The sequence below is a fragment of the Streptomyces sp. H51 genome (assembly GCF_035656535.1).
Classification (GTDB): Bacteria; Actinomycetota; Actinomycetes; order Streptomycetales; family Streptomycetaceae; genus Streptomyces.
Genome location: NZ_JAYMHD010000044.1, coordinates 51,731 through 73,887 on the forward strand (window position 1 = coordinate 51,731; position 22,157 = coordinate 73,887).

Annotated in this window: 16 protein-coding genes and 1 pseudogene; 13 read left to right on the forward strand and 4 right to left on the reverse strand. The window is 73.0% G+C overall.

The genetic code is table 11. The features are described 5' to 3' along the window. Nucleotides 1-93: 93 nt before the first annotated feature. Nucleotides 94-1,089, reverse strand: a complete 996-nt coding sequence (locus tag VKA29_RS13105; protein ID WP_324785635.1) for a terpene synthase family protein — start codon at nucleotides 1,087-1,089, stop codon at nucleotides 94-96. Nucleotides 1,090-1,303: 214 nt separating this feature from the next. After that, a complete protein-coding gene (locus VKA29_RS13110) occupies nucleotides 1,304-2,983 on the reverse strand; it encodes a SpoIIE family protein phosphatase (protein WP_324785636.1) in 1,680 nt (559 codons plus the stop codon). A 435-nt stretch (nucleotides 2,984-3,418) separates the two neighbouring features. Here VKA29_RS13110 and VKA29_RS13115 point away from each other — a divergent pair, with 435 nt between their 5' ends. Then, nucleotides 3,419-5,458, forward strand: a complete 2,040-nt coding sequence (locus VKA29_RS13115) for a restriction endonuclease (protein ID WP_324785637.1) — start codon at nucleotides 3,419-3,421, stop codon at nucleotides 5,456-5,458. 38 nt (nucleotides 5,459-5,496) lie between these two features. Here VKA29_RS13115 and VKA29_RS13120 read toward each other — a convergent pair whose 3' ends face one another. Next, nucleotides 5,497-5,826, reverse strand: coding sequence for a hypothetical protein (locus VKA29_RS13120; protein ID WP_324785638.1), 330 nt, complete (start codon nucleotides 5,824-5,826; stop codon nucleotides 5,497-5,499). 134 nt (nucleotides 5,827-5,960) lie between these two features. Between VKA29_RS13120 and VKA29_RS13125 the strand changes: the two genes are divergently transcribed. The 7 genes and pseudogenes from VKA29_RS13125 to VKA29_RS13155 all read left to right on the forward strand — a co-directional run bounded on the left by VKA29_RS13125 (nucleotide 5,961) and on the right by VKA29_RS13155 (nucleotide 16,538). After that, complete coding sequence (locus VKA29_RS13125) at nucleotides 5,961-7,160, forward strand: hypothetical protein (protein WP_324785639.1); 1,200 nt, start codon at nucleotides 5,961-5,963, stop codon at nucleotides 7,158-7,160. Nucleotides 7,161-7,208: 48 nt separating this feature from the next. Beyond that, on the forward strand, nucleotides 7,209-7,973 hold the full coding sequence (locus VKA29_RS13130) for a TIGR03936 family radical SAM-associated protein (protein ID WP_324785640.1): 765 nt from the start codon (nucleotides 7,209-7,211) through the stop codon (nucleotides 7,971-7,973). A gap of 272 nt (nucleotides 7,974-8,245) precedes the next feature. After that, nucleotides 8,246-12,491: pseudogene (locus VKA29_RS13135) on the forward strand (Rne/Rng family ribonuclease). Between the two features lie 237 nt (nucleotides 12,492-12,728). Beyond that, nucleotides 12,729-13,049 carry a 50S ribosomal protein L21 gene (gene rplU / locus VKA29_RS13140; RefSeq protein WP_004931419.1) on the forward strand — a complete coding sequence of 107 codons (321 nt, stop codon included), beginning with the start codon at nucleotides 12,729-12,731 and terminating at the stop codon, nucleotides 13,047-13,049. A gap of 14 nt (nucleotides 13,050-13,063) precedes the next feature. Continuing rightward, nucleotides 13,064-13,318 (forward strand): 50S ribosomal protein L27, encoded by a 255-nt coding sequence (rpmA, locus tag VKA29_RS13145; RefSeq protein ID WP_324785643.1) that lies wholly within the window; start codon nucleotides 13,064-13,066, stop codon nucleotides 13,316-13,318. Between the two features lie 153 nt (nucleotides 13,319-13,471). Further along, nucleotides 13,472-14,908, forward strand: a complete 1,437-nt coding sequence (gene obgE, locus VKA29_RS13150; RefSeq protein WP_324785645.1) for a GTPase ObgE — start codon at nucleotides 13,472-13,474, stop codon at nucleotides 14,906-14,908. 151 nt (nucleotides 14,909-15,059) lie between these two features. After that, nucleotides 15,060-16,538: an FG-GAP-like repeat-containing protein gene (locus VKA29_RS13155; RefSeq protein ID WP_324785646.1), complete on the forward strand. Its 1,479-nt coding sequence runs from the start codon at nucleotides 15,060-15,062 to the stop codon at nucleotides 16,536-16,538. A 37-nt stretch (nucleotides 16,539-16,575) separates the two neighbouring features. Here VKA29_RS13155 and VKA29_RS13160 read toward each other — a convergent pair whose 3' ends face one another. Continuing rightward, the gene (locus tag VKA29_RS13160; RefSeq protein ID WP_324785648.1) at nucleotides 16,576-16,803 is read right to left on the reverse strand and encodes a hypothetical protein; all 228 of its coding nucleotides are present in this window, start codon (nucleotides 16,801-16,803) and stop codon (nucleotides 16,576-16,578) included. Here VKA29_RS13160 and VKA29_RS36955 point away from each other — a divergent pair. From VKA29_RS36955 to VKA29_RS13180, 5 genes are all read left to right on the forward strand, one after another. Then, complete coding sequence (locus VKA29_RS36955) at nucleotides 16,711-16,986, forward strand: FG-GAP repeat protein (protein WP_420718481.1); 276 nt, start codon at nucleotides 16,711-16,713, stop codon at nucleotides 16,984-16,986. The genes VKA29_RS13160 and VKA29_RS36955 overlap by 93 nt on opposite strands. A gap of 91 nt (nucleotides 16,987-17,077) precedes the next feature. Beyond that, nucleotides 17,078-18,070, forward strand: a complete 993-nt coding sequence (locus VKA29_RS13165; protein ID WP_420718482.1) for a hypothetical protein — start codon at nucleotides 17,078-17,080, stop codon at nucleotides 18,068-18,070. A gap of 220 nt (nucleotides 18,071-18,290) precedes the next feature. After that, nucleotides 18,291-19,838, forward strand: a complete 1,548-nt coding sequence (locus tag VKA29_RS13170) for an alkaline phosphatase D family protein (RefSeq protein WP_324785650.1) — start codon at nucleotides 18,291-18,293, stop codon at nucleotides 19,836-19,838. Next, the gene (locus tag VKA29_RS13175) at nucleotides 19,835-20,407 is read left to right on the forward strand and encodes a hypothetical protein (protein WP_324785651.1); all 573 of its coding nucleotides are present in this window, start codon (nucleotides 19,835-19,837) and stop codon (nucleotides 20,405-20,407) included. The genes VKA29_RS13170 and VKA29_RS13175 overlap by 4 nt, the downstream gene beginning before the upstream one ends. A 211-nt stretch (nucleotides 20,408-20,618) precedes the next feature. Next, a complete protein-coding gene (locus VKA29_RS13180; RefSeq protein ID WP_324785652.1) occupies nucleotides 20,619-22,115 on the forward strand; it encodes a bifunctional cytidylyltransferase/SDR family oxidoreductase in 1,497 nt (498 codons plus the stop codon). Nucleotides 22,116-22,157 lie beyond the last annotated feature (42 nt).

Genomic DNA, 22,157 nt, shown 5'->3' on the forward strand with positions numbered 1-22,157 from the left:
TGCCGGGGCTTGGTGAAGCAGGCGGAGAACCGCTGAGCCCCCTCCCTTGCCTGGGAGGGGGCTCAGCGCTGTACGGCCGCTCGGGCGAGGGGGCTACGGGGTGAACAGGTCGGCCAGGTAGGTCGGTTCGGTCTCTATCTCCGCGTAGCGCCCGGTCTCCTGCGACCAGGCGACGTTCCCGGCGGTGAGCGCGTGGAAGTCGCTGACGCAGCGCAGCGCGTCGTCGACGTCGTCGTCGGCGAGGCCGGCCTGCGTCAGCCGCTCCGGCAGGACCTGTTCGAGGTCGAGGATGCGCTGGACGTATCCGGCCTGCATCACGGCCACCCGGTCCACCGCCTCCTGGAGGGTGCAGCCGTGGTGATGACGGATCACCGTGACGGCGTTGAAGGCGTAGTCGTGCGCGAGTTCCTTGCGCAGCGAGTAGAGGTCGTTGATGCAGGCGTTCGCGTAGATGACCGCCTCCCGCATGTCCGCGAAGGCCGGGTTCGCGTGCAGTCGGTCGGGCAGGTCCACGCCGGTACCGATCTCGATCAGATCCAGCACGGCGTCGAACGCGAACGAGGCGCGGCGATGGGCGAGATACTGCTGCAGACCGGGTACGCGCCCTTCCTCACGGTGGATCATGTCGGCCCGGTAGCTGTCGAAGTACCACAGCAGGTGCGGGACGAACCTCCGCTGCCAGGCGGAGGAACGGACGGCCGTCGTGCGGTGCCACAGGTCGGCGAGGGAACGCGTCAGCGGTCCGGCCGCGACGGTTTCGTCGAAGACGGCGAACAGCGGCCCGAACGCCTCCCGCCACCGCTCGGGCTGGTAGCCGCGTACCGGGTCGTCGTCGAACTGGTCGTCCAGTTGGAACAGCCATGCGTTCCACTGGGTGATGAGGGTCAGCGCCTCCGGTGCGGCGGTCGGGCACAGCCATGCGGTCAGCCGGTCCACCCGGGTGCGCTGCACGTGCCGGCGTGCCTCCTCGGTGGGCACCAGGCCGAACTCGTCCAGCCACGCGTCGGTGGCCGCCGTGGCCGTCGCGAGTTCCGGATTTAGCGCCGCCGGCACGGGTGTGCAGAGGTCCGGAATCCGGAAGTTGTCCATACGTCAGCTCGCTTCCCGGTGTTTCTCTGCCGTTCGTGACATCCAGCGGCGTTGCCGATGCGGATGCCCAAGGTCCGCAAGGAGCATGACCGGGAAGTCCCGGCCACCGGGGTAAATTACCTTGCCGGTCGGCGGCGTTCGACAGAGGTGTCGCCTTTCCGGCACCTGTCGTTCTTCGCGGGGCGGCCGCGCGGGCCGGGCGGTCGGGGCCGGGTCAGCGGCGGCGGGCGGGCGGGTCCAGCCGGGCCAGGAGCACGGCGACGTCGTCGCCCGGGCCGTGAGCCTTGCGGGTGCCGGCGAGGAGGCCGTCGACCACGTTCTCCAGGTCCGCCGCGCACGCGCCCCGCAGCCCCTTGAGGAACCTCTCGGTGCCCTGGTCGATGTCCTTGTTCACGGCCTCGAGCAGGCCGTCGGTGGTCAGCGCGAGCACGCTGCCCGGAGCGATGCTCAGGCGGGTGGTCGGGTACTGCTGCTCCCGGTCGATGCCCAGTGGGAGGCCGCCGGGCACCTTCAGCAGGCGCGGCCGCTTGCGGGGGGCGACCAGGGCCGGCGCCGGGTGACCAGCCCGGCACACCTGGAGCGTTCCGTCGGAGGGGTCGAGCGCCAGGTAGCAGCAGGTGGCGAACAGGGCCCGGTCCGGGTCGGTGTTCAGTTCGGCCAGCAGGCGGTTGGTGCGTTCCAGGACGGCCGCGGGCGGGTGACCTTCGTTCGCGTAGGCGTGCACGGCGGTGCGCAGCCGCCCCATGAGGGACGCGGCGTGCACGCTGTGTCCCTGCACGTCTCCTATGACCAGGGCCACGCCGCCGCCGGGCAGGCTGATGGCGTCGTACCAGTCGCCGCCGATCCACATGCCGGAGGTGGCGGCCTGGTAGCGGGCGGCGATGGTCACCCCGGGCACCGCGAGCGGCCCGCGCGGCAGCATGCCACGCTGGAGTTCGGTGGCGAGCGCGTGTTCCGACTCGTACATGCCGGCCCGCTCCAGCGACTGGGAGAGCAGTCCGATGGCGGCGACCAGCAGGGCCCGCTCCTCGGGCTGGAATTCCTGCGGCTCGGGGAAGCTGACGAGGCAGGCGCTGACGCGGCCGCGCGAGTCCGTGAGCGGAAGCGCCGCCCATGCCTGCGGGGTCGGCGGCGCGAGTGGCGCCAGGTGCGGGTAGCCGGTGGTCAGTGCGTCCGCGGAGCCGACGAGGACGGGCGCCCTGCGCTTGAGTGATTCCTCCACGAGGGTGCGGGCGGTGGCGTCGAGGACCGGCGTGGACTCCTCGCTCTGCTCGTCGTCGGTGCACGAGGCGACGACGGTGAGCCGTTTTCCCTCGGGGGCGACCACCGTCAGCGCCTCCGCTCCGAAGGTGCGCAGTCCCGCCTGTGCGGCGGCCATGATGTCCTTGACCGTCACCGCGACGGCCAGCGCCGCGGTCAGCTCCCGCATCCAGCGGTCGCGGGTGGCCCGTTCGTGGAACCGCCGCCGTTCCGCCTCGTGGCGTTCGTGCACGGCCGTGGTGTCCATGACCACGCCGACCATGCGGGCCGGCTGTCCGTCGGTTCCCGGCAGGACGCGGCCCCGGGCTTCGAGGGACCGCTGCCGGCCGTCGCCGGAGGTGACGCGGTACTCGATCTGGTAGTTGCCGCAGGACTTCGCTATCAGTGTCAGCGCGTCGCGCACATCGACCAGGTCGGACTCGTGCACGGAGGCCAGGAAGTCCGAGATGTCCGACGGGCCGTCGGTGGGCATGCCGTGCAGTGCGAGGGTGTGCGGGTCGCAGGCGATCTCGCCGGTGGCGATCTCCCAGCAGAAGAAGCCCGCCTCCACCATGCTCGCGCTGGCCTGGAAGGCGCCGGGACGGGACGCGCCTCCACGGGACGCGGCAGTAGGCACCGACTCGACGTCTCTCACTGGATCTCCCTGCCGCGGCGTGAACTACTTCCCTCTGAGGGGTCGGCGGTGCTCAACCGGATGGGTCATGCCTTGGGGCGAGTGGTCGACGGGAACCAGCCGGTGGGGCGACCTGAGAGCCTACGGGACTACGACACCGTTGCCTCCTGGAGGCGAACAGGGCTCGCACGGAGGGTGCGTCCGCTATGTCGGGGAAGTCTGCCTGCCCGGCCGACTGTGGCCGGATTGTGTGCATGTTAGTGACTTTCCGGATCTTGCGCCAGACATCCCACCCGGCCGATCGGGCCGGCCGGTGAAGGGAGGGCGGCGACGGGATCGGGGGCGTCGGCTCCGGGGCGGCGATCGCTGGATACAGTCGCATGGTTACCGCTGGTCGCCGGGGGGCGGCCGGAGCTCGGTCGGCGGTGCCGACGTCCTGGGGAGGGCCTGTAGCGCATGAGTCGTCGCTCTGCTGGGTTCGTCGGTGCCTGGGCCGAGATCCAGCGACAGCAGCAGCGCCGGGCGGAAGCCGAGGCGAGGCAGGAGCGGGCCCGGCAGCGGCTGGCCGCCCAGAACCACCGGGACCAGCGGCAGGCGGAGGCCGTGCGGCGTACGGAGGAACTGGAGGCTCGGACGGCCGCGTTGCAGGCGGTGTTGAGCGCGGGCTGCGCGGGCCCGGCCTTCAGCGCGGCGCCCTTGATGCGTGCGGAGGAGGTCCCGCCGTTCGACCCGGGGCCGCTCGCCTGGCCGGTGCGCATGCCCGATCCGGCCCAGTACCCGGCGCAGAGCGGCTGGACCGCGAACCAGAGGGCGCAGGCGCAGGCCGAGGCGCGGGCACGTTTCGAGCGTGACTGGCATGCCGCGCAGGCCGCCGAGGCGGAGCGGCAACGGCAGTTGGCGGCGCTGCAGTGGGAGCACGAGCAGCGGGCGGAGGCACTGCGGGCCGAGGTGCGCCGGCACAACGCCGGGATAGTGGAGGCGGTCGAGGCGGTGAGGCGCGGCGAACCCGACGCGGTGGTGGAGTACTTCACCGCCGCGCTCTACTCGTCGACGGCCTGGCCCGCGGAGTTCCCGCGGCAGGTCGCCGCGGCCTACGACCCGGAGGGGCGGCAACTGGTCCTGGACTGGGAGCTTCCCGGGTACGAGGTCGTGCCGGAGGCGAAGGCGGTGAGGTACGTGTCCGCCACCGGGCAGTACAAGGACACGGCACGTCCGGTGAGCCAACGGCGTGCGCTGTACCGGGAGGTGCTGGCGCAGAGCGTGCTGCTGGTCCTGCATCAGCTGTTCGCCGCGGACGAGCACCGCGTCCTCGACTCCGTCGCGTTGAACGGTTACGTGGACGCCCGCGACCCGGCGACGGGCAGGCAGGCGCACATCTTCCTGGCGACCGTCATGGCCCCGCGGGCGGTGTTCACCGAGCTGCACCTGGCGCGGGTGGAGGCGGTGAGCTGCCTGAGCGAGGCCCTGCGGGGACAGCTCGCGGCCCGGCCCGACCAGCTCACTTCCGCCGTGCGGCCGGGGCGGCGGCCCCAGGACGTCGGACGGCATGTCGCCGCCGACGGTGGTGACGAGGAACCGGACCTGTACGACATGGATCCGCTCGCCTTCGAGTCGCTCGTGGCCGATCTCTTCCGGGCCATGGGGATGGAGGCGGTGACCACGCAGCGCTCGAACGACGGCGGTGTGGACGTCGACGCGGTGGACCCGGCACCCATCCGCGGCGGCAAGATCGTCGTGCAGGTCAAGCGCTACCGCAACACGGTGCCTCCCACGGCGGTGCGCGACCTGTACGGCACGGTCCAGGACGTCGGCGCGAACAAGGGCGTCCTGGTGACCACGTCCGGGTTCGGGCCGGGCTCGCACACCTTCGTCCGGGGCAAGCCCCTGGAGCTCGTCTCGGGCCGGGAACTCGTCGACCTGCTGCACCGGCACGGCCTGCGGGGGCGTCTGGGGGAGAGCGGCCGGCCGGCCCCGGCGCCACCGGCACCGCCCGGTCCCGCGGACGCCGGCGACGACCACAACGTGCTGGGGCTGACCTGGTCCGGGGACGTGGCGCTGGACGTGTGCGCGCTGGTCTGCCGAGGCAACCGGGTGGTCGGCGAGGACCACTTCGTCTTCTTCAACAACCCGCAGACCCCGGACGGCTCGGTACGCGCGGTGCGGGCGGCGGCGCCGGACAAGGCGGCGATGCGGGTCTCGTTCGACGCGTTGCCGGCGGCCGCCGACCGGTTCGTGCTGGTGGCGGCCGTCGATCCGGAGGTGAACCCGCACGCCGACCTCTCCGGCTTCACCGACGCCCGCATCCGGCTGCTGGACCCGGCGATGACCGAACTGGGCCGGCTGGAGGTCTCCGACGGACGCGCCCGGGAGACCGCCCTGGTCCTCGGCTCCTTCCGGCGCAGGGCGGGCGGTGACTGGGACTTCGTGCTCGGCGGGAAGGGCTACACCGGAGGTCTGGAGGAACTCGTCCGGGACTTCGGCATCGACGTGGAGTGACACGGGGGTCACCGAAGCCGGGGTCACCGAAGCCGGGGTCACCGACGGTGCGGGGTGCGGGCCGAGTTGACGGTCAGTGTGTCGTGGGCGATGTCCGTGCCGTCCCGGACGGTCACCTGGACGGTGCGGCTCTCGCCGGGGGCCGGGATGCGGCCGGTGACGGTCACCTTGTGGCCGGTCACCCGGACGCGCAGGCCGGAGTCGTCGGGGGCGGACGCGGTCACGGTGTGCCGGGGTCCGGCCGGCCACACGGTCGCGGTCGCCGTGAAGTCCTCTCCGGCCGTGACGTCCAACCGTGACGGGGTGAGGATCATGAAACCCTCGGGGTGCCGTGATCCGATGCCGGTGGATGCGTGGTTGGCGGTCATGGTGTGAGCGTGCCCTGACGGCCGGGTCGTGGGGCAGGTGCTGACGGGCCCTCGGGCAGGGCCGGTCGACCCGGCGCGGCGGGCCGGGCGGGCCGGACTGCATCCGCGGGGCGGTTCGCCGCGTCTACGCAGGTATGGATCTGGAGAAGCCGCCGCAGCGCCGGGAGCCCGAGGGGTGCCTCGCCGTCGCGATCCGCGTTCCGGTGCGGATCGTCGTGCTCGTGCTGGTCGTGCCGGTGCGGATGGTGTGGGACGCGCTCGTCGTGGTGGGCCGGGTGCTGCGGGACACCGTGCTGCGGCCGCTCGGCCGGGCGTTGGCGTGGGCCGGCCGGGCCGTCTTCGTCTGGCCGCTCGTGGGGCTGTGGCGGTACTTCCTGGTACCGGCCGGCAAGGCGCTGGCGTGGCTGGGGAAGGTGCTCGTCGTCGTCCCCCTCGCCTGGGTGTACGCGCGCCTGCTGACCCCCTTGGGGCACGGTGTGGTCCGGGTGTTGCGGGGGATCGGCGCCGGTCTGGTCTGGGTGTACGCGCGCGTGCTGACGCCCGTGGGGCACGGTGTGGTCCGGGTGTTGCGGGGGATCGGCGCCGGTCTGGTCTGGGTGTACGCGCGCGTGCTCACGCCCGTCGGGCATGCCGTGCTGTGGGTGCTCGGCAAGGGCGGGGCCGTTCTCGCCTTCGTCGCGGCCGGGGTGTCCGCCGCCGTGGTGTGGCTCGTGCGGTACCTCCTCGTCGTACCGGCCCGGTGGGTGTACGCGTGGGTGCTCGCGCCGGCCGGGCGGGCCGTCGCCTGGTGTGCGAGGGGGCTCGCGCGGTTCGCGGGCCTGGTCGTGACCGGTGCCGGCGTCGGGCTGTACTGGCTCGCCCGGGTCCTGGTCGTCCTGCCCGCGCTCGCCCTGTGGCGCTGGGTGCTCGCACCCGCCGGGCGGCTCCTCGTCGTCGTCGGGCGGGAGGTCCGCGACGCGCTCGGACACGCCTGGCGGGTCGCCGGGCGGATCTCGCTCGCCGTCGGGCGGTTCCTCGGCACCGTCCTGCGGTGGATCTTCGTGGAGCCGGTGCGGTGGGTGTACCGGACGGTGCTCACCCCCGTCGGGCACGTACTGCGGGACGCGGTGCTGCGGCCCGCCGCCGAGGCCGCGCGCGCGGTGGGGCGGGCCGCGCGGGAGGCGCTGGCCTCCGCCCGCGCGTCCGTGCGGCAGGCGCGGGCCGACTTCCGGCGGATGCTCCTCGGGGAACCGGAGAGGAAACCGGAGCAGGCCGGGTCCGGGGACCGACGGGAACCTTCGGGTCGTGAGACGCGTACTCTTGGTAGCAGTACGACCGCTCTCACGAAGGACTGAACGACACTGGGCAAGCGACAGCCCGAAGGCCCGCCGCCCGCACCCGCGGTGCAGCGCATCCGACTGCGCTACACCAAGCGCGGCCGCCTCCGGTTCACCAGCCACCGTGACTTCCAGCGCGCCTTCGAGCGTGCGCTGCGCCGTGCCGAGGTGCCCATGGCGTACTCGGCGGGGTTCACGCCGCATCCGAAGGTGTCGTACGCCAATGCCGCACCCACCGGCACGGGCAGTGAGGCGGAGTACCTGGAGATCGCGCTCACCGAGGCGCGGGATCCGGAGCTGCTCAGGGCGCTCCTCGACGAGTCGCTGCCCGCCGGGCTCGACGTCGTCGAGGCGGTGGAGGCCAGGACCTCCGGGCTCGCCGACAGGCTGACCGCTTCCGAGTGGGAGTTGCGGCTGGACGGCGTCGACCCGGCCGAGGCGGAGCGGGCGGTCGCCGCCTTCAAGGCCGCCGAGGCCGTCGAGGTCCAGCGCATGACGAAGAACGGCGTACGGACGTTCGACGCCCGCCCGGCAGTCGTGCGACTCGAAACACAAGGTGAACCGGCTGATAGGCCGAGCGACCAGCCCTGTGCGATACTGCGGCTGGTGGTTCGGCACGTGACGCCTGCCGTACGACCCGACGACGTCCTGTCCGGTCTCCGCGCCGTGGCCGACCTGGCGCCGCCGGTCCCCGTAGCGGTGACCAGGCTGGCGCAGGGGCTGCTCGATGAAGAGACCGGCACGGTGACCGACCCGCTCGCGCCCGACCGCGAGGCGGCGACGGCCCTCAACACGGCCGGTTCAGCCGCCGCCGCGACGGCGTCGGCGTAAGGAAGGTCCCGCGAAGGACGGACGTCGTAAGCGCCGCCCTCGGACTCGGGAGCCACCTGGGTCGGGCAGCGCATCGACCAGAAGACTTTCGCCAGGCCGTCCGCAAATCGGCGGACGGAACCGGCGAGACAGGACACAGAGAGCTCCCGTGCGGCGCCCGCGCCCCGGACGGCGGCACCGCGCACAGCGCGAGCCGCGGACGTCAACGGCGGTCGAGTCATCGACGCCGGACCAGGCGCGGCGCCCGGGAGCCTGACGGGAGAAACGCCCGCATGCTCGAACCGACCGAACCCACCCAGGGTTCCGAAGAACTCAACACTCCCAGCGACACCCTGCCGCCGCGTCGTCGGCGCCGTGCCGCTTCCCGGCCGGCGGGACCGCCCGCCGGCGCCGCCGAGACGGTGGCCGAGATCACCGCGCCGACCGTGACGGCCGATGCCGGCGACCCGGCCGAGGAGACCGAGACGGCCGACGAGGCTGCCGTGGCCGAGCAGACCGCAGCGGCCGAGGCGACCGCGGAAGCCGCCGAGCCGGCGCCGCCCGCCGCTCGGACGCGTCGCCGCGCGACCCGCCGGGCCTCCGCGCCCGCCGGGTCTCCCGCCGCAGCGGAGAGCGCGGAGACCGTGCTGCCGTCGGCTTCCGCCGCCGAGAGCACCGACGCCGCGGCCGACGCCGTTGCCGAGAGCCCTGCCGCCGAGACCTCTGCTGCCGAGACCCCTGCTGCCGAGGCGCCCGCCGCCGAGGAGGCGCCGGCTGCCGGTCGTACGCGTCGGCGTGCCACGCGGCGGGTGTCGGCGCCCGCCGGTGCGCCGGAGTCCGCGGAGGGCGCCGGGGCCGACGAGGCGGTCGTCGAGGCCCCTGCCGTCGAAGCCGTTGCCGAGAGCCCTGCTGCCGAGGCGCCCGCCGCCGAGGAGGCGCCGGCTGCCGGTCGTACGCGTCGGCGTGCCACGCGGCGGGTGTCGGCGCCCGCCGGTGCGCCGGAGTCCGCCGGCGGAGGCGCCGGCTGCCGGTCGTACGCGTCGGCGTGCCACGCGGCGGGTGTCGGCGCCCGCCGGTGCGCCGGAGTCCGCCGAGAGCGCCGGGGCCGAGGCGGAGGCCGTCACCGGGACGCCTGCCGCCGCGGTCCAGGACGAGGCGCCGGCCGAGGAAGCCGCTCCGCGTCGTACGCGTCGCCGCGCCACGCGTCAGGAGGCCGCGCCCGCCGCCCCGGCCGCCGAGGAGGCGCAGGCGCCCGCCGAGGCCCCCGCCGCCGAAGCCGTCACCGAACCCCCTGCCGCCGAGGCACCCGCTGCCGAGGACGCCGCGCCGCGGCGTGGCCGTCGCCGGGCCGTGCGCAAGGCCGCCGTCGGGTTCTCCGCGCCCGCCCCGGTGACCGCCGAGCCCGAGGAGAAGCGGCGACCCGCGCGGCCCGCCGTCGCCGTCTTCCAGGCGCCCGTGTTCACCGAGCCGAAGTTCCAGACGCCGGAGCGCGCCGCCGCCGAAGCCGCCGCCGAGGCGGCGGAGGCCGAGGACGTCGCGGACGTCGTGGACGTCGTCACGGCCGTGGAGGCCGAGGAGCCGTCGGAGGAACAGTCCGCCGGGACGCGCCGCCGCCGTCGCCGCCGGGGTTCCGCGGCAGACGAGGAGACCGGGGCCAAGGCCGCGGAGACCGTCGCCGAGGACGAGGCGGAGGAGGCCGAGGAGTCGGCCGAGGACGTCGCCGAGGGCGAGGACGGCGAGGAGGGCGGTTCGCGCCGCCGCCGTCGCCGGGGCGGTCGTCGCCGCCGTCGTGGCGAGCCGGCCGAGGCCGGGGACGAGGACGCGGACGAGTCCGACGACCTCGCCGCCGAGCAGGCCGCCGAGGACGCCGAGGACACCGCCGAGCAGGAGGAAGAGGACGCCGAGGCGGGCCGCTCCGAGGAGGGCGGGTCCACCGCCGGTAGCCGCCGTCGCCGTCGTCGGCGCCGCCGCGCCGGTGACACGTCCGTCGACACCGAGCCCGGTGAGAACGACCCCGAGCGCACCGTCGTCAAGGTCCGCGAGCCCCGCAAGCCCGCCGAGCCGTCCGACGAGGTGCAGTCCATCAAGGGCTCGACCCGCCTGGAGGCGAAGAAGCAGCGCCGCCGGGAGGGCCGCGAGCAGGGTCGCCGCCGCGTGCCGATCATCACCGAGGCGGAGTTCCTGGCCCGCCGGGAGGCCGTCGAGCGCGTGATGGTCGTCCGCCAGCACGGCGACCGCACCCAGATCGGCGTCCTGGAGGACGGCGTGCTCGTCGAGCACTACGTCAACAAGGAGCAGTCGACCTCGTACGTCGGCAACGTCTACCTGGGCAAGGTCCAGAACGTGCTGCCGTCGATGGAGGCCGCCTTCGTCGACATCGGCAAGGGCCGCAACGCCGTCCTGTACGCCGGCGAGGTCAACTTCGAGGCGCTGGGCATGGCCAACGGGCCGCGGCGCATCGAGTCCGCCCTGAAGTCCGGGCAGTCCGTGCTCGTGCAGGTCACCAAGGACCCGATCGGGCACAAGGGCGCCCGGCTCACCAGCCAGGTCTCCCTCCCGGGCCGCTACCTCGTGTACGTGCCCGAGGGCTCGATGACCGGCATCAGCCGCAAGCTGCCCGACACCGAGCGGGCCCGGCTGAAGACCATCCTCAAGAAGATCGTCCCCGAGGACGCGGGCGTCATCGTGCGCACCGCCGCCGAGGGCGCGAGCGAGGACGAACTGCGCCGGGACGTCGAGCGGCTGCAGGCGCAGTGGGAGGACATCCAGAAGAAGGCGAAGAACGGCAACGCCCCGACGCTGCTGTACGGCGAGCCGGACATGACCGTCCGCGTCGTCCGCGACATCTTCAACGAGGACTTCTCCAAGGTCATCGTCAGCGGCGACGACGCGTGGCAGACCATCCACGGGTACGTCTCGCACGTCGCCCCGGACCTCGCCGAGCGGCTGCAGAGGTGGACGTCGGAGGTCGACGTCTTCGCCACCTACCGGATCGACGAGCAGCTCGCCAAGGCGCTCGACCGCAAGGTCTGGCTGCCCAGCGGCGGTTCGCTGGTCATCGACCGGACCGAGGCGATGGTCGTCGTCGACGTCAACACCGGCAAGTTCACCGGCCAGGGCGGCAACCTCGAGGAGACGGTCACCAGGAACAACCTGGAGGCGGCCGAGGAGATCGTGCGCCAGCTCAGGCTGCGCGACCTCGGCGGCATCATCGTCATCGACTTCATCGACATGGTGCTGGAGTCCAACCGGGACCTGGTGCTGCGCCGCCTGCTGGAGTGCCTGGGCCGGGACCGCACCAAGCACCAGGTCGCGGAGGTGACCTCGCTGGGACTGGTGCAGATGACGCGCAAGCGCGTCGGCCAGGGCCTGCTGGAGTCCTTCTCCGAGACCTGTGTGCACTGCAACGGCCGCGGCGTCATCGTGCACATCGAGCAGCCGACCTCCGTCGGGGGCGGCGGCAAGCGCAAGAAGCGCGGACGCGGCGCCGACGGGGCCGCGCACGAGCACGAGGCCGCCGCCGTCGCCATGGAAGCCGTCGAGGCCGTCGAGGCCGTCGAAACCGTCGAGCCGGAGGCGGAGAGCGCGGCCGAGGTGGCCGCCGAGGCCGCCCGGCCGGTCGCGCTGCCCGCGCCCGAGTTCACGCCGGACGAGGAGCTCTACAGCAGCGTCGCCGAGGCGGAGGCCGCGGTCGCCCGCGGCGGCCGTACCCGGCGCCGGTCGAGCCGGCGGGCGTCCGCCCCGGCGGGTGCGCCCCGGCGCGAGGAGGCCAGGGCCGAGGAGCCGAAGGCGGAGCGGGCCCCGGCTGCCGAGGCCGCCGCGCCCACGGCGCAGGACGTCACCGCCGCCGAGGAGGCCGGGCGCCCGGTGCAGCCGGAGTCGGCCGCCCAGGCGCTGGCCGAGCCGGCCGCCGTCGAGGACGTGGTCGTCGAGACCCCGGCAGAAGCCCCGGCGCAGGCCGTCGAGACCCCGGCGGAGGCCGCCGAGGCCCCGGTGGAACTCCCGGCGGAGGCCGTCGAGGAGGCCGCGCCCAAGGGCCGTACGCGCCGTCGTGCCACCCGCAGGGCGTCCGCGCCGGCCGGGTCGCCCGCGGGGGCCGAGGCCGCCGTGGTGACGGTCGCCGAGACCGCGCCGGTCCCTGAGCCGCAGGCGGCCGAGGAGGCCCCGGCGCCGCAGCCCGAGGCGCCCGCCGAGAGCGCCGCCCCGGCCCGTCCGCGCCGCCGCGCCGTGCGCAAGGAGACCGCGCCCACCGCGCCCGTGGAGGAGGCCGTCGTGGTCGTCCCGGCGGCGGAGGGCCCGGCCGGCGAGGAGGAGCCCGCCGCGGAGGCGGCTCCGGCCAAGAAGACGGCCCGCGCGACGGCGAAGAAGGCGACGGCGAAGAAGGCCGCCACCAAGAAGACCGTGGCCAAGAAGACGGCGGCGAAGAAGACGGCCGCCAAGAAGACGACGGCCAAGAAGGCGGCGAAGACCGCCAAGACGGCCGCCGCGAAGTCGACGGCGAAGAAGACCGCGGTCCCGGCCGCCGCCGACGACGAGTGAACCGCGAGGTGTGCGGCCGGCCCGGGTGACCGGCCGCACACCGGCGGGGCCCGGCCCGGTTTGACCCCTTCGGCCGGAGCCCCGTAACCTTGACCGTCGGCGTGTCCCGTGGACATGGGCGCGCCACATCCCCGTAAACCTCATCCTCCGGAGCACCGGGTGCTGCGGAGAGGCCGCCCGTGTGCCGGGTGGCTGGACTGCGGGGGTGCCGTTCCCGAGCGAGAGAGTGAGATCCGCGTGTACGCCATCGTGCGCAGCGGTGGTCGCCAGCACAAGGTTGCTGTCGGCGACATCGTTGAGGTTGACAAGATTTCCACCGCCAAGGTTGGCGACACGGTCGAGCTCTCGACCCTGCTCGTTGTCGACGGCGACGCTGTGACCAGCGACCCGTGGGTGCTGGCCGGCATCAAGGTCCAGGCCGAGGTCGTGGACCACCACAAGGGCCAGAAGATCGACATTCTGCGCTACAAGAACAAGACCGGCTACCGCCGTCGTCAGGGCCACCGCCAGCAGTACACGGCGATCAAGGTCACTGAGATCCCCGCGGCTGCGAAGTAAGGGACTGAGGAGAGATGGCACACAAGAAGGGCGCATCGTCCACCCGTAACGGTCGTGACTCCAACGCTCAGCGCCTCGGCGTGAAGCGCTTCGGCGGTCAGGTCGTCAACGCGGGCGAGATCCTGGTCCGTCAGCGCGGCACCCACTTCCACCCGGGCTCCGGCGTCGGCCGTGGCGGCGACGACACGCTGTTCGCGCTGCAGGCGGGTGCGGTCGAGTTCGGCACCTACCGTGGCCGCAAGGTCGTGAACATCGTTCCGGTCGCCTGAGTCGCCTGACTTCACGGCTTCGACCGAACGTTTCGCGAGGCGGACCTCACTTCCCGGTCGGGAAGGCGGGTCCGCCTTTCGCGTGTTAGGCAGTAGACAGGCAGGAACGCACGTCAGGGACGTGCGTACGGAAAGTGCTGGAGGCACCCCACCATGACCACCTTCGTGGACCGCGTCGAGCTGCACGTCGCCGCGGGTAACGGAGGTCACGGCTGTGCCTCCGTCCACCGTGAGAAGTTCAAGCCGCTGGGCGGCCCGGACGGCGGCAACGGCGGCCGGGGCGGCGACGTGATCCTCACCGTCGACCAGTCCGTGACCACCCTTCTCGACTACCACCACTCGCCCCACCGCAAGGCCACCAACGGCAAGCCCGGCGAGGGCGGCAACCGGTCCGGCAAGGACGGTCAGGACCTCGTCCTGCCGGTGCCGGACGGGACCGTCGTCCTCGACAAGGCGGGCAACGTGCTCGCCGACCTCGTCGGGCACGGCACGTCCTACGTCGCCGCGCAGGGCGGCCGTGGCGGGCTCGGCAACGCGGCGCTGGCGTCCGCGCGGCGCAAGGCGCCCGGCTTCGCGCTGCTCGGCGAGCCGGGGGACCTGCGGGACATCGTGCTGGAGCTGAAGACGGTCGCCGACGTGGCGCTCGTCGGCTACCCGAGCGCGGGCAAGTCCTCGCTGATCTCGGTGCTGAGCGCGGCCAAGCCGAAGATCGCGGACTATCCCTTCACCACGCTGGTGCCCAACCTCGGCGTGGTGACGGCGGGTTCGACCGTGTACACCATCGCGGACGTGCCCGGACTGATCCCGGGCGCCAGCCAGGGCAGGGGACTGGGGCTGGAGTTCCTGCGGCACGTGGAGCGGTGCAGCGTGCTCGTGCACGTGCTGGACACGGCGACGCTGGAGTCCGACCGCGACCCCGTCTCCGACCTCGACGTCATCGAGGCGGAGCTGCGCGAGTACGGCGGCCTCGGCCACCGGCCGCGGGTCGTCGTCCTCAACAAGATCGACGTCCCGGACGGCAAGGACCTCGCCGAAATGGTGCGGCCGGACCTGGAGGCCCGCGGCTACCGGGTCTTCGAGGTGTCCGCCGTCGCTCACCTCGGGCTGAAGGAACTGTCGTTCGCGCTGGCCGAGTTGGTGGCCAAGGCGCGGGCCGCGCTGCCGAAGGAGGAGGCGACGCGGATCGTCATCCGGCCGAAGGCCGTGGACGACGCCGGCTTCACGGTCACGCGGGAGGACGAGGGCCTGTTCCGGGTGCGCGGCGAGAAGCCCGAACGCTGGGTGCGGCAGACCGACTTCAACAACGACGAGGCCGTGGGCTACCTCGCAGACCGGCTCAACCGGCTCGGCGTGGAGGACGAGTTGATGAAGGCCGGCGCCCGCGCCGGGGACGGCGTCGCCATCGGGCCCGAGGAGAACGCGGTCGTCTTCGACTGGGAGCCGTCCGTGACGGCCGGGGCGGAGATGCTGGGCCGCCGGGGCGAGGACCACCGCTTCGAGGCGCCGCGGCCCGCGGCACAGCGGCGCCGGGACCGGCAGGCGGAACGGGACGAGACGCTCGGGGAGTTCGAGGGCTTCGAGCCGTTCTGATCCGGCGCGCCCGGAGTTCGCCCGCGGCCCGCGGGTGAACTCCGGGCGAATCCGTGACGCACTCCGGGGCAACTTCCGCGGGAGCCGGTGAGTCGTAGTGGGCGATCGACAGTTTTACCGCTCATCCGCCCTCCAGATCACCGGAGTCGACGTGCCCCAGTCTGTCGCCGCGCCCCACTCAGCCGCCGTGCCCACCGCCCGGCGCGCCACCGCCCGGCGTGCCGTGGCGATCGCGGTCGCCCTGCTCGCCACGACCGCCGTCACCGCCGCCGTACCGGCCGCCCACGCCCAGTCCGCGCCGACGCGCGAGGCGCGGCAGGACTTCAACGGCGACGGCTACGCCGACCTCGCCGTGGCCGCCCCCTACGCCACCGTCGGCGGCAAGACCAAGGCCGGTTACGTCGCCGTGCTGTACGGCAGCCCGAAGGGCCTGCTCGCCGCCTCCCGGAAGGTCTACACGCAGGCGTCGCCCGGCATCCCCGACACGCCCGAGAAGAACGACATGTTCGGCTTCCGGATGAGCGCGGCCGACCTCGACGGCGACGGCTTCACCGACCTGCTGGTCGAGTCGGCCGACGAGCGCTGGCAGCAGGACGGCATCGAGCGGGGGGCGTCCCGGACCATACTGTGGGGCAGCCGCGCCGGGTTCGTCTCCGGCAAGGTGCTGCCCGCCGAGGGCACCGGTCTCAACCAGGCCCCGCTCACCGTCGCCGGCGACTTCAACGGCGACGGGCACCAGGACCTGGCCCGCAGCGGCCGCGTGATGTGGGGCCCGTTCGGCCGCAACGGCGTCCCCGCGGCCGTGCAGGAAGGGCAGACCTTCACCGACAACGACGAGCCGATGAAGATCGTGGTCACGGTGGCGGTCGGCGACACGGACGGCGACGGCGCCGACGACATCGTGACGGTGGGCCGCGCGTCCGACGGCTGGGACGACGAGGGCACCTACGGCAACTACGTCTACTACGCGCGCGGCGGCCGTGACGGCCTGGGCACGCCCGTCCACCTGACGAAGCTGGACGGCCCGAAGGCCGACAGCGTGGCGCTCGGCGACCTCACCGGCGACGGCCGGGCCGACCTCGTCGTCGACGGCCGGAACGCCGTCCGCGTCGTGCGCGCCGGCAAGCAGGGCCTCGCCGACACCGCGCCCCGTGTGATCACCCAGGACACGCCCGGGGTGCCGGGCGTCAAGGAGTTCGGCGACGAGTTCGGGCACGACGTGGCGGTCGGGGACGTGAACGGCGACGGGTACGGCGACATCCTGGCGGGCGTTCCGGAGGAGGACTTCGGCGGGCTGAGGAACCCCGGCGCCTTCGTCGTCATCCCCGGTGGGCCGACCGGGCCGACCGGCGCCGGGACCAAGGCGTTCGACCAGAACAGCGCGGACGTTCCCGGTGTGGCCGAGACCGACGACCACTTCGGCACCGCCGTCCACCTCCTCGACGCGAACGGCGACGGCAGGACCGAGCCGGTCGTCAGCGCGCCCTGGGAGGACTCCCGCGCCGGTGCCGTCTGGGTGTTCCGTGCGACCTCCGCCGGCGCCACGGCCAAGGGCTCCTTCGTCTTCGGGGCGGGCACGCTGGGCACCACCGCGTCCGGCGCCCAGCTCGGTGCCGCGTTCTCCGACTGACCCCGGCTCACGACCCCAGGACCCGTTTTCCATGACCTCACGTTCCGGCCGCCCGCGCTTCCGCCGCGGGCGGCCGGCGCTCGCCGCCGGCGCCGGTCTCGCGCTCGCCGCCGGCGTCCTCGCCGTCCCCGCCGTGCAGGCGGCGACGGCCACCGGCCCCAGCGGCAAGCGCCTGCACGACGACTTCAACGGCGACGGCTACCCCGACCTGGCGATCGGCGCGCGGAACCGCGCTGGGCTCCCTGCCGAAGGCGGGCGCGATCACGGTGCTGTACGGCTCGGCGAGTGGGCTGTCCACCTCCCGCAAGCAGGTGCTGAGCTGGGCCGCCCGGGAGAACGCGGACTCGCCCGAGACCGGGTACGGCTCCGGGCTGCGCACCGCCGACCTCGACGAGGACGGTTACGCCGACCTGCTCTCGGTCGTTTCCTGGACCCCGATGGACGGTGACCACGGCACGTTCATCGAGGTCAACTGGGGTGGTCCGAAGGGGCTGTCGGCCCGGCCGACGGTGCTGTCCGGGCTGCCGGACGCCATGGCGATGCGGGACTTCGCGGTCGCCGACGTGGACGGCGACCACCACCCCGACCTGGTGCGCCTCGGCATCCATCCGGACACCGCGCAGGCGGACGGCGCCGTGGTGCACGGACCGTTCACCCGGGACAGACCCGGTACCCGGACGACGTACTTCACCGTCGACCCGGATCGCTCGGTGCAGGCCCGGTCCCTCGCCGCGGGTGACGTGAACGGCGACGGCATCGCCGACCTCGCCGTGCGCACCAGCAGCCCCGACGAGTCCGACTCGCGCGGGATCGCCCTGCTCACGGGCGGCCCGGACGGCCTCACCCGCAAGGGTTTCCCCAAGGACGCCCAGGGCCGCCCGGTCGGCGGCGAGGAGGTCGCGATCGGCGACCTGAACAAGGACGGCTACGGCGACATCGTCGTCGGCCACTCCTTCGACGGTTACGACAGCGACGTCGAGATGCCCACCAGGGGCGGCGCCCTGGGCGTCGTCCACGGCGGCCCGAACGGCGTCTCCGGGACGCGCAAGCCGGTCTGGATCAACCAGGACACCCCGGGCGTGCCGGGCGCGGGCGAGCGCGGCGACGGCATGGGATCGGGCCTGTCGATCGGCGACACCGACGGCGACGGCTACCTCGACGTGGCCACCGGTCTGCCGGGCGAGGACCTCGACGGGGTCACCGACGCGGGCCGCGTCCTCGTGCTGCGGGGCGGCGCGAACGGGCTGACCGGCGCCGGTGCCAGGTCGTTCGGCCAGAACACCGGCGGGGTGCCCGGCACCGCCGAGAAGGCGGACCGCTTCGGCGCGGAGACCGCCCTGGTCGACGGCGACGGCGACCGGAAGGACGGCCTGGCCGTGGGCGACCCGGACGAGAACGCCTCCGACGGCTCCGTGTGGGTCTTCCCCCCGGCCTCCTCCGGCATCACCGCGCGCGGCTCGTTCGCCTTCGGCCCGGGCACCGTCCGACTGCCCCGCACCGGCGCCCTGTTCGGCAGGTCACTGGGCGACTGACGGGCGGGATCGGCCGCCGGCACCCCGACCCGCGCCTTTGACGCGCCGTGAGACCCGTCGTGACGGGACGACGTTCGTCGTCGTTGTTCCCGTGCCACGACGGGTCTTGTGCTGTCTGCCGATTCGTCATGCGCGCGAGCTTCTGTGTTCAACGGGGGGACGGCCCCGCAGCGTGAGCTTCCACGTGTCCAAGAGGCCAGCGAGGCAAGGGAGTTCGCCGATGACCGGCATCAGCTCACCCGACCGGCGCCGCTTTCTGACCACCGGCGCCGCCGTCCTCGGCGCCGCCTCCGCCCAGCTGTGGGTGCCCGGCACCGCCCGGGCCGCCGCGGGCTCCCTGCCCGACGGCGTGTTCGCCCTCGGCGTCGCCTCCGGCGACCCGCTGCCGGACGGCGTCGTGCTGTGGACCCGGCTCGCGCCCGACCCGCTCGACGGCGGCGGCATGCCCGACGACGCCGTGCCCGTCGAGTGGGAGATCGCCGAGGACGAGCGGTTCCGCAAGCCCGTGCGCCGGGGCGTCGCCCAGGCCCGGCCCGAGTACGGGCACAGCGTCCACGTCGACGTACGGGGCCTGCGCCCGGGCCGCGCGTACTGGTACCGCTTCCGCGCCGGCGGCGTGCTCTCCCCGGCCGGCCGCACCCGGACGGCCCCCCACCCGCACAGCCGGGGCGGCTCCCTGCGCGTCGCGCTCGCCTCCTGCCAGAACTGGCAGCACGGCTACTTCACGCCGTACGCCGACATGCTCGCCCAGGACCCCGACGTCGTCCTGTTCGTCGGCGACTACATCTACGAGTCGGCGCCGTCGTCGACGGGCGTACGACGGCACGAGGGGACCGGGGAGCCGTACACCCTGACGCAGTACCGCAACCGCTACGCGCAGTACCGCAGCGACCCCGACCTCGCCGCGATGCACGCGAACGCCCCCTGGGTGGTCACCTTCGACGACCACGAGGTCGACAACGACTTCGCCGGTGAGATCCCGCAGGACCCCGGCAAGCAGTCGCACGACGCGTTCGTCGCCCGGCTGACGGCCGCCTACCAGGCGTACTACGAGCACATGCCGGTCCGCGCCACCGCCGTCCCCGACGGCCCGCACATCCGGATGCACCGCCGCCTGGAGTTCGGCCGGCTGGCCCGGCTCCATGTCCTGGACACCCGGCAGTTCCGCAGCGACCAGGCCACCGGCCGGGCCGGCGCCCAGGACCCGTCGGCGACCGTGCTGGGCGCCGCGCAGAAGCAGTGGCTGCTGGACGGGCTGCACGGCTCGCCGGCCCGCTGGAACCTGATCGCCTCGCAGATCATGATGGCCGAGACCGACCTGCAGATCGGCGAGGGCAAGCTCTGGTACTACGACGCCTGGGACGGCTACCAGGCCGAACGCAACGCGCTGATGCGGGAGTTCGCCGACGTCCGCAATCCGGTGGTGCTCAGCGGCGACCGGCACCTGACGATGGTCAGCGATCTGAAGGAGGACTTCGCCGACCCGGAATCCGGCGTCGTCGGCGCCGAGTTCGTCGGCACCTCCGTCTCCAGCAACGGCGACCAGGACCAGGCCGCCTTCCACGCCACGTGGGATCCGCGGATGCCGGACAACCCGCACTGGAAGCTGATCGACGCCCACCGCGGCTACCACCTCTTCGACATCCGCCACGACGGCATCGACGCGCGGGTCCGGGCGGTCGACACGGTGGTCCGCCCGCAGGCGACGCCGAGCACCCTGGCGCGGCTGCGGGTCGAGTCCGGCCGCCCCGGTGTCGTACCGGCGTGACGCCCTCGGCTCGACGCCCTTCGCGTGACGGGTTCCCGTGTGCGCTGTTCGCCACCGGGGACCCGCTGCCCGCGCACGGGGCAGCGAGTTCTTCGCCGACGCCGAGTGCAACCGGTCCCGGACACGGCCGACCGTTCTCTTACCTCGCCGAGACCGAAATGCTGCGGAATCTTGACAAGCAATTCCGCGGCAATGAGCACCCGGCGGAGCTGTATTCGCGGCTCGTGCGCAACGGCGCGGTGATGCATATGAAGAAAGCGTGCGGTCCGTCACCCGAGGACGTGAAGATCGCCGCCCCGGTCCGGGCCCTGGAGGCCGCCGCCGCGATCGGCGCCGAGACGGCCGTACCGGGGCCGCAGGTCCGTCGGACGCACGCCGAGCAGCGGATCGCCTCCGAGGCGGCCGCAAAAGGCACTGTACGGCGTGCCGACCGCGGCCGCCGCGGCACCCGTGCGGCACCCGTGCGGCACACCGGCCCGGCCGGGGCGCGTACGGTTCATCAGACGCCTTCCGAGGAACTCGTGAAGGTGCTCGGCCACCATTGCCCCGGGCGACCGCGGCACCGCTGAGCCGTTCGGGCGTCACCCGGCCAAGTGAACTCCCTGTGAAGTCACTCACCGCAATTTCCACCGGCGCCACGAACGGACTCGTCCGTCACCGGCGGTGCAAGATGAATGACAGATGGCGCGCACATATGCGGCGAACGGCGCTCACCTTGCACTGCGGTAACCGCAAGTGGGACCATTTCCCCGTTCCCTGTCGCCCCAAGGTAGGTCTCCTGTGTCCCAGCACATAGCCAAGCCCCGTACCACCGCAGTGATCCTGGCCGGTGGCACCGGCCAGCGCGTGGGTCTGTCGATCCCCAAGCAGCTGCTGAAGATCGCCGGCAAGGCTGTCATCGAGCACACCCTGACCACCTTCGAGAAGGCCGACTCGATCGACGACATCATCGTGCTGATGGCGCCCGGTTACGTGCCCGACATCGAGAAGATCGTGGCCAAGGCCGGGTTCACGAAGGTCAAGAAGGTCATCGAGGGCGGCTCGACGCGGAACGAGACGACCGAGCGCGCCATCGAGGCCCTCGGCGAGGGACTGGCCGAGGGCGAGGACCGCAACGTCCTGTTCCACGACGCCGTACGCCCCCTGCTGTCACAGCGGGTGATCGACGACTGTGTCGCCGCCCTGGAGCGCTACCAGGCCGTCGACGTCGCCATCCCGTCCGCGGACACCATCATCGTGACCCGCACGCACGGCGAGGACGGGGAGTTCATCACCGAGATCCCGGACCGCTCCCGGCTGCGCCGCGGCCAGACCCCGCAGGCGTTCAAGCTGTCCACGATCCGCCGCGCCTACCAGGTCGCCGCCGGTGACCCCAACTTCCAGGCCACGGACGACTGCTCCGTCGTGCTCAAGTACCTGCCCGACGTGCCGATCCACGTCGTCGCCGGCGACGAGTACAACATGAAGGTCACTCAGCCGGTCGACGTCTTCATCGCCGACAAGCTCTTCCAGCTCGCCTCCACGGCGGCCCCCGAGCAGAACGGCGAGGAAGCCTACCGCGAGCTGCTGACCGGCAGGACGATCGTCATCTTCGGCGGCTCCTACGGCATCGGCAAGGACATCGCCGAACTCGCCGAGTCCTACGGCGCCACGGTGTACGCCCTGGGCCGCTCCACCACGGGCACGCACGTGGAGAACCCGGAGGAGGTCGACGACGCGCTGTCCAAGGCGTACGCGGAGACCGGGCGCATCGACTACGTCGTCAACACCGCGGGTGTGCTGCGCATAGGCAAGCTGGCCGAGACGGACAACGCCACCATCGAGGAGGCGCTGAAGGTCAACTACCTGGCCCCGGTGCAGATCGCCCGTTCGGCCTACAAGTACCTCGTCGAGACCAAGGGCCAGCTGCTGCTCTACACCTCCAGCAGCTACACCCGGGGCCGCGCCGAGTACAGCCTCTACTCCTCGACCAAGGCCGCGATGGTGAACCTCACCCAGGCGCTGTCCGACGAGTGGGCGGGCGAGGCCATCCGGGTCAACTGCATCAACCCCGAGCGCACCGCGACGCCGATGCGCACCAAGGCCTTCGGCCAGGAGCCCGCGGGCAGCCTGCTGTCCTCCGAGGCGGTCGCGCGCACCTCGCTCGACGTGCTGCTCTCGGAACTGACCGGGCACGTGATCGACGTCCGCCAGCAGGACCCGACGGCGGGAGCGGCGAAGGCGACCGGGTTCGAGCAGGCGCTGGCCTCCGTGCTGGACCGTCAGGACGGCGTGTAATAATCGGAGTAATTGGACTTAGGTAATTCAGGCCTCTGAGAT

What these genes read in the sequence shown, in the direction of transcription:
- VKA29_RS13115 (WP_324785637.1), top strand. Translation starts at nt 3,419, where the DNA reads ATGAGTCGTCGCTCTGCTGGGTTCGTCGGTGCCTGGGCCGAGATCCAG.
- VKA29_RS13165 (WP_420718482.1), top strand. Translation starts at nt 17,078, where the DNA reads ATGCGGGACTTCGCGGTCGCCGACGTGGACGGCGACCACCACCCCGAC.
- obgE (WP_324785645.1), top strand. Translation starts at nt 13,472, where the DNA reads ATGACCACCTTCGTGGACCGCGTCGAGCTGCACGTCGCCGCGGGTAAC.
- VKA29_RS13125 (WP_324785639.1), top strand. Translation starts at nt 5,961, where the DNA reads ATGGATCTGGAGAAGCCGCCGCAGCGCCGGGAGCCCGAGGGGTGCCTC.
- VKA29_RS13120 (WP_324785638.1), bottom strand. Translation starts at nt 5,826, where the DNA reads ATGACCGCCAACCACGCATCCACCGGCATCGGATCACGGCACCCCGAG.
- VKA29_RS13170 (WP_324785650.1), top strand. Translation starts at nt 18,291, where the DNA reads ATGACCGGCATCAGCTCACCCGACCGGCGCCGCTTTCTGACCACCGGC.
- VKA29_RS13105 (WP_324785635.1), bottom strand. Translation starts at nt 1,089, where the DNA reads ATGGACAACTTCCGGATTCCGGACCTCTGCACACCCGTGCCGGCGGCG.
- rpmA (WP_324785643.1), top strand. Translation starts at nt 13,064, where the DNA reads ATGGCACACAAGAAGGGCGCATCGTCCACCCGTAACGGTCGTGACTCC.